5 protein-coding genes are annotated in these 6,886 nt (G+C 61.5%); 2 read left to right on the forward strand and 3 right to left on the reverse strand.

Annotation, left to right across the window (positions count from 1 at the left end):
• Nucleotides 1-19: 19 nt before the first annotated feature.
• A complete protein-coding gene (locus tag F0Q45_RS23305) occupies nt 20-2,245 on the reverse strand; it encodes a tetratricopeptide repeat protein (protein WP_149656159.1) in 2,226 nt (741 codons plus the stop codon).
• Nucleotides 2,242-2,574 (reverse strand): hypothetical protein, encoded by a 333-nt coding sequence (locus F0Q45_RS23310; protein WP_149656160.1) that lies wholly within the window; start codon nt 2,572-2,574, stop codon nt 2,242-2,244. Before F0Q45_RS23310 ends, F0Q45_RS23305 begins: the two co-directional genes overlap by 4 nt.
• 1,197 nt (nt 2,575-3,771) lie before the next feature.
• On the opposite strand from F0Q45_RS23310, the gene F0Q45_RS23315 reads away from it, so the two are divergent.
• On the forward strand, nt 3,772-4,056 hold the full coding sequence (locus tag F0Q45_RS23315) for a hypothetical protein (protein ID WP_149656161.1): 285 nt from the start codon (nt 3,772-3,774) through the stop codon (nt 4,054-4,056).
• A gap of 478 nt (nt 4,057-4,534) precedes the next feature.
• Here the strand turns inward: F0Q45_RS23315 and F0Q45_RS23320 are convergent, their stop codons facing one another.
• Nucleotides 4,535-5,236 (reverse strand): GIY-YIG nuclease family protein, encoded by a 702-nt coding sequence (locus tag F0Q45_RS23320; RefSeq protein ID WP_262491135.1) that lies wholly within the window; start codon nt 5,234-5,236, stop codon nt 4,535-4,537.
• A gap of 841 nt (nt 5,237-6,077) precedes the next feature.
• Here F0Q45_RS23320 and F0Q45_RS23330 point away from each other — a divergent pair.
• Nucleotides 6,078-6,515, forward strand: a complete 438-nt coding sequence (locus tag F0Q45_RS23330; protein WP_149656162.1) for a VOC family protein — start codon at nt 6,078-6,080, stop codon at nt 6,513-6,515.
• Nucleotides 6,516-6,886 lie beyond the last annotated feature (371 nt).

Here is a 6,886-nt window from a genome sequence, read left to right on the forward strand (position 1 = left end):
CCTACACAACATGTAGGTTCTAAGGTCGCCCGGCTGCAGCGTCCAGCCGGTAGGACTCCAGGTCCTCACGAACTAGACCGGCCAACTCGGTCTGACCAGATCTCTCGAAGTAGTCGAGGGCCGCCTCAAGGTTCGGAATGCCTTCGGCGAAACGCCGGATCTGGCACTGCGTCTGCCCGAGGTTGTTGGCGGTGTCCGCCCAGCCCGAAACGTTGCCACGCTCCTTGTAGATCCCGGCCGCCTCTTGAAGCAGTTCGATTGCTTCGTTCAGGTACGTCTGATTGTTCTCGATTCGCGCCAGGCGGCCGAGAACTGCGCCGAGATTCTTACCTGCGCTGGCGATTCCGGGTTTGTCGTCTAGATCGCGGCAGATCGCAACCGCTTCCCGTAGCGGTGGAAGCGCCTCGGCGTACCGCTCGGCTTTCCACAGCGCGCCGCCGATGTTGCTCAAAGCAATCGCTTCGCCGCGGCGGTTCGGCGGATCAGATTCCCGACAGGCTCGGACATCTTCCCAATAGATTTCGACGACATCGTCGACGTCCCGGCCTTGATCGAGGTAGACGTTTCCCATGTTGGAGCGCGCAGCAATTGCCACACCGTCAACCCCGGCTTCCTCGGCGACCTCGGCGGCCCGCCGAAACGCTTCGAGCGCGTCGTCGAACTGGCGCATCTTCCGAAGAGCGGAACCGTAGTGGTTCAGTACGCACGCCGCATAGTGTCGGTTCTGCGCCTCGGGGACAAGTGATGCACCAACGACCGCGACGTCGTGGAATTCTCTGAGCCAGTGCCGCTGTGATCCCAATATCTCGCCGAGCCCGACCGCTAATACCAGCATCAACTCGCGGTACTCGGGCTCGGAGCGCTTCGCGACCGCCAGGACGATGGCAATTGCCGTGGTGCGCTCCTCCTCGAACCAGGCAGCCGCGTGGTGTGCTGTAGGAAAGAATCTCCTGTTGTTGTCGTTCGGCACTCCCGTGAGCCAGTCGGCCGCAGCTCCGACACCCAAGAGGTATTTCACAACGATTACCTTCAACGCCCGCTCAGCGTCCTCGCGTTGCTCCGCCGACAACTCGGCCGAGTACAAGCGGATCAGGTCGTGCATGCTCCAGCGGTTGCGCACGTGCTGCTGGATGAGGTGACTGCGGACCAAAGCCATTAGTTGCGGCCGTACCGCAGTGTGTGATGCAGAGATCAGCCAACCGGCCGCTACCAGGCCTACGTCGCCTCCGGGGACGACGGACAGCAGACGGAACAGGCGCTTCAAGTTATCGGGCAATCTCTTGTAGGACAACGCGAACGCGGCCCGCACGGAGAGGTCTGTGCCGTAGTCCAGGCTGTTGAGCCTGTCCTCCTCGCTGGCTAGCTCCTCGACCAGCTCGACGATCGGCCTGTTGGGTTCATCGGCCAGGAGTGCGGCCACGATCTGCAGTGCCAGCGGCAAGTGGTCACAGAGTTCGGCTAAACGCAGCGTGACCTGCGCAGCCTGAGTCAGTCGCCCATCGTCCGGATTGCGGGCGCGGACCGCGCTGTTAAGCAGTTCGACCGCTTCGTCGGAGCCCATCACGTCGACATCGACGACCTGTGGCTTCGGTATGCGGCCGAACGTTTCCCGCGTCGTAACGGCGACTCGATGGATGGGACTGCCGGGCCGTAGTGGTTCGAACTGCGATGGATCGCTGGCGTTGTCTAGCCATAGCAGTACCGACTTTCCTTCGGCTGCGAGCTCGTCGAGTCGCTGCTGGTACTGGATAGCCTGCTCGGCCGGATCGGCAGCGATCTCAGCGTCCTCGACCCCGAGCAGGATCAACAGTTTTGACAGCACCACCGCGGGCTGCACCCGAGCGTTGGGATCATCCGTGTAACCGCGGAGATCGACAAAGAGAACATGGTCGAACCGTCCGGCCGCGGCGGCCGCGGTCGCGGCCTGCCGCACCAGCGCCGTCTTCCCCACCCCTGGAGGTCCGCTCACCACGACGATGCCGCTGCTGCTCTGGTCATCGCTCGGGTCCGACAACACATCAGCGATCCGCGCCAGTTCGGATTCGCGGCCGACGAACGGCGTGGGTTCGACCACCAACGCCTCAAGTGGGAGGACAGTTGTGGCGGCCTGCAATTCGGCCAAGCCATCGATGATCACCTGATCAATGCGATAGGCGGCCACCCCCCCGTCGGTGGCGTTGATGTAGATGTTTTGGGCAGCACCGTCCTCGTCGTCGACTCGGCGGCCCTCCGCGTCCTCGGTCAAGACCCTTTGCGCTTCCGGCGTCTGCGCTGCTGCCCGACGTGCACTTCGCCCATGTGATACGCGGCCGCCGAACCGTGGTCGGCGTTGATCGATATGTTGGTGCCCTTATCGGACGCTGTCTGCTGCCCCACGGCCCCGCCCTCCATCACTTGGCTGGCTGCTCGGGAGTCCCTCTTGATCAACACGCCACTGGCTATCCCGGCCACGATTCCCACCCCGAGGACGACCCACTCCCACCAGACGGTGCCATCCCTCGTCAGGAAGACACCCGCGAAAGCCACCGCCACGGCGGAGACCACCCCCAGCGTCGCCGACGCCCAAACCCGCACCATTCGCTCCCCCGCTACCGCTCAGCTCGCACCCAGAGTCATACCTATAGCTTGGCACTCGCCAGCAGCGATTCGCCAGACAATCAGGGCCACCGGCGTGTGTCACCAAATTCTCGAACTTGAAATCCGTTGGCAGTCGGTCGTGAGATTTTGAGGTCCGGCGTGAGAACCTACAACTCCGCTGTCGAGATGCAGCGAAGATTGACAGGAAACGCCGGGCTACTTTGACCAAACTTCGGCATGTCGCCGAGGCTTGTCAATCTTCACTGCGTAAGCCCAGTTCAGTGGCACGCGTCAGAGGTGCGGGCGCAACGACACATTTCCGACAGCCCCACTGAGATCGTTGGCCAAAGTGTTCCACGCCAACGTAAGCTGCGACCATACCGAGTGGCCACGGTGGGTGAGACGTTACGGAATACAGATGCGACTGGTTGTACTACGGCGCAATGGGATCGCTGCGTAGCACGCCGAAAATGTCGGGCGCTTCACCCACGATCCTGGGACGATTTCAGCGTGGTCAACGATTCCAAGTTCAACGCAGCGGCACCCGACTGGTCGAAACTCATGCACATCGGAGCCCACCAGGGAGACCTTCCGTTGCGGCCCGACCTACACGAACTTGGTCTCGACGAAGTCCATCGAATTTGCAACCGCGCCTGGGGCTATAGCAGAGCGGACTTTGAGCCCAATCCTTTCGCATCAGTCACGACGAGCCAGTGGCGAGAGACGTGTGCCCTCGCCGGCTCCATCGCAGAGTCACTAATGCTCAGCGCTGCGAGCTACCTCGAGGCAGTCTGGCACAGCCGAGCGATTGCTGCCCAGACCGAGCCGGCCGGAATGGCACTCGCACAGCGTTATCTCGCCGACACGTCCGTCGACACGGCAGTCAGCGTCGGACACCGTCTGATCAACTTTGTTGCGCGGGTTGCGCGAACCAACCCAACTACACGAGAACGGTTCGCCCTTGCCGACAAGTTGAAACCACTCGCAGAGAGTTACGAGCCATTTGTCACCGATGCCCACACAGCGTGGCTATCGCTCAACGCAGAGACCCTCCGAGCTTTGCGCAAGGGAACACCGCCAGTCCACCAAGGTTCTGTAACTGCGCTCCACACACTCATCTCAACTCCCGTATGGAAATCGCTATCCACTATCAGGTCCGAAAACTTTCACCGCTGGCGCAAGGAGCATGAATCAGTGCTAGGCGTCGACCAGAATTCGGGAAGGGCAACTGACCATCACGACCACGCCGGAAACGTCGTCGGCCGCCGCGTTTCCGCGACACGTCGCGGTCATCGGATCAGCGACGGGTTGACGGATCGCACAACACAGCTCGCCGGCGACGGTGTCCGGGCGATTGCCACGGCCGTTGACTCAGTCATCACCGATACACTCGCCAATCTGCGGCAGCTCACCAACGGATTCGTGCTGAACCTAGACTCCAACGGAAATATTCTGAGCATGGGCGGCATAGGCAGCTGAAGGCCGGACTAGGCCGGTGGTCGGAGCGTGTGCCATTTGGGTCAACGCGAGGCGGCACCGTCGGAGGCATCAGGGCGGCGGTGGCGCCGGTCCTATCACAGACGCGTGACCGATCCAGGTCAGATAGCGATCGATAACCCAAGAATTCGTTTGAGGGACCGTGATTGGGAATGATGAAACTAGCGCGACGAGCGCCTGCGGTCGTTGCATCTCAGAGCCTCTTCGCTGGGGCGACGAGGTTCTTAGATCCGGCCTCAGATTCATGGATTGGGTTGTACACCTGGGTAATTCGCTGTGAGAGGCAACACTGACTCTGAGCGGTTCCAGTCGGCCCTTTGCAGCACGTCTGCGGGCCGTCTTCGACCGGTCCATCTCGATCACTTGTGCTCATGCGCGGTCGACATCGGGTACCCACTCAGTCCACCGGTGCAAGTACGAAACGCCAACGCCCGCAGCCCGTGACGCGGCTTGCAAGCTGTCAACGGATCCGTTCGGCGCCATCGGCTTTCCCGACGTACTGCTTTCCGTTGGAGGAATCCGTGATCAGGTAGATGCCCTGCACCTGCGACAGCGCTGTGCGCCATTCGGCGTAACGATGATCGGACACCATCTCGCCGAGCGCATGGAAGTTGAGCAGGACGAGATCGAATCCGGGAAACGGAACCTTGTCCCGGTCTGCGATCTCAAGGACGGGCATGCTCGACACACTGGCAGCGCGCCGGTGCCAGACCCGGGGAGTGTCCCACTCCACCACAAGACGGTCCGCTAGTGCCGCCAGGAAACCGCTTGGGCGCAGGTCGAAGTAGCGGTTCGTCGCGGTACGCTCGTCGACCACCTCGCCGTGGTTCTCAAAGGTTCCCCACAGTCGGGATCGCCGCCGGCCGTCAGCGACGAAGAGCACCCAGTACCGCTCAGGGTCGGCGGGGAATCGTCGCGTCGAGATGTCCTGGGAGCGTGTGTATTCACGGACGCGTGCCTCGGTCAGGTCCTCGCGGCCCCGCAGGCTTTCCTGCTCACCTGTGTTGAAGCTGTGCCGGATGACGCGGATATCTTCCAAGCCGATCAGCGGGTCGTGCTCGGAGCCGATTCCGACGAGTACGTGGCCAAGCGTCAAGAATGCTCTTTGCTCAGACATCGCGCCGTCGCCTTCCGGGACGTGTGCAAGGTACTGATCGTGCATAACTCCCACCCTATGACCGGAATCTCTGTCAACAACTCTTGAAGGTCGACCCTTTCCAGCTTCTGAACTTTGACCCCTCGCTGGTATGCCTGGGCCGGGTTAAATGTTGCCGACGAAGGACTGCAACTCATCGACCACGGCTGGCTCAGCTTCAACATTGAGTGCCGTTAATGCGTGACAAACGGAATTACGGCCGCGTCCTCCGCAAAACTGGACTGATTCCCACCTGATCCAAACGACCGCGCGGGCATACGCCCAAGGAACACGCCGGGGCGTCTCCTTGAACGTATCCTTCACAGGATCAGTGCGGCGAGCCGGCGCAACGGCCGAAACGGTCGACATCCGATGCGATAGACAGCAGGCCCCGTCTCACGCGTTTGGCGGATCCGCTACTCCTCCGCCATTGTTCGTGAGATTCCGCCACGTTCTCTTTTTGACGGTTTGAAACTGTCTCATCGCGCCCACCTGCGTGTCGCCCGCCGTTTGATGCCGGCGTGCCTCGCGGGAGACGAAGGGCGTGATCCCCGAGCCCAACGAGCAGAAGGTCACCGCAAACGCCGCGGATCACGCGGAGGTCGCCCGGTCAAGCTCGACGCCGCCGACTACAGGAATCGCGACGTGATCGAACGCCGTTGCTGCCACATCAAGCAATGGCGAGGACTCGCGACCCGATACCGCAAGCACGCCAACGGCCTACCGCGCCGCCGTGGTCCTCAAACGCAGTCATCGCCTTGACCGGCAATTGTCAGACCCGAAGCTTCTGTTTGCCCAACGGGGGTTCTTCGATCGAGCCCCGGCTCACCACCGGAGGTAATCGGCCCGGCTCGGTAGCATGCAACGAATGGCCATCAAACTTGAGAATGTCGGTATTGCCGTTCGCGACCTCGAAGCAACGATTGCCTTTTTCACCGATCTTGGCCTCGTGGTCATCGGCCGTGACACGGTCAGTGGCGCATGGACCGACATTGCCGTCGGCATTGATGGCAACCACGCCAAAATTGCGATGCTCCAGACGCCAGACGGTCACGGTCGCCTTGAGCTCTTCGAGTACATCCACCCCAAAGCGATCGAGTCGAAGCCCACTAATCCCAACGAGATTGGCATGCACCGCGTCGCCTTCTCGGTCGACGACATCGACAAATCCCTTGAGATAGCCGCGAGGCACGGTTGCCGTCCGCTTCGCGGCGTGGCGACCTATGAGGACGTTTACAAGCTCACGTACATCCGCGGTCCTAGCGGCATCATCGTGATGCTTGCCGAGGAGCTGAAGAAGAACTGACGGCCGATCGGCCCGTTTAGAAAACTCAAGTGGCCCAGCCGCTTAAGTTTTGAGTCAAGTCCGTGGTTCGTGACGCGAACGGTCAGGCGGCGAGTCGAGCTTGTTGGGTGAGTTCGGCGAAGGCTGCTTGGTAGGCGCGAGTAGCGTTGTGCAGCGTAGTTTTTCGTGGCGGGCTAGGGGCGTTGCACGGGACGAGTCCGGCGACGAGCAGGTGGTCGTGGGCGTGGGTGAACAACACGCCCCGCCGTCGGCCGCAAGCGCAGCGATCGCCTAAACCCGAGCCTTCGTCAGACACACGGCCGAGCTGTGGCTGGTGTCTCATGAGACATTCCGATTCTGGAGAACACGTTCCGTGAGAACCTACAAGTAGC

Origin of the sequence: Mycobacterium simiae, assembly GCF_008370645.1 — a bacterium.
GTDB classification, from domain to species: Bacteria; Actinomycetota; Actinomycetes; order Mycobacteriales; family Mycobacteriaceae; genus Mycobacterium; species Mycobacterium simiae_A.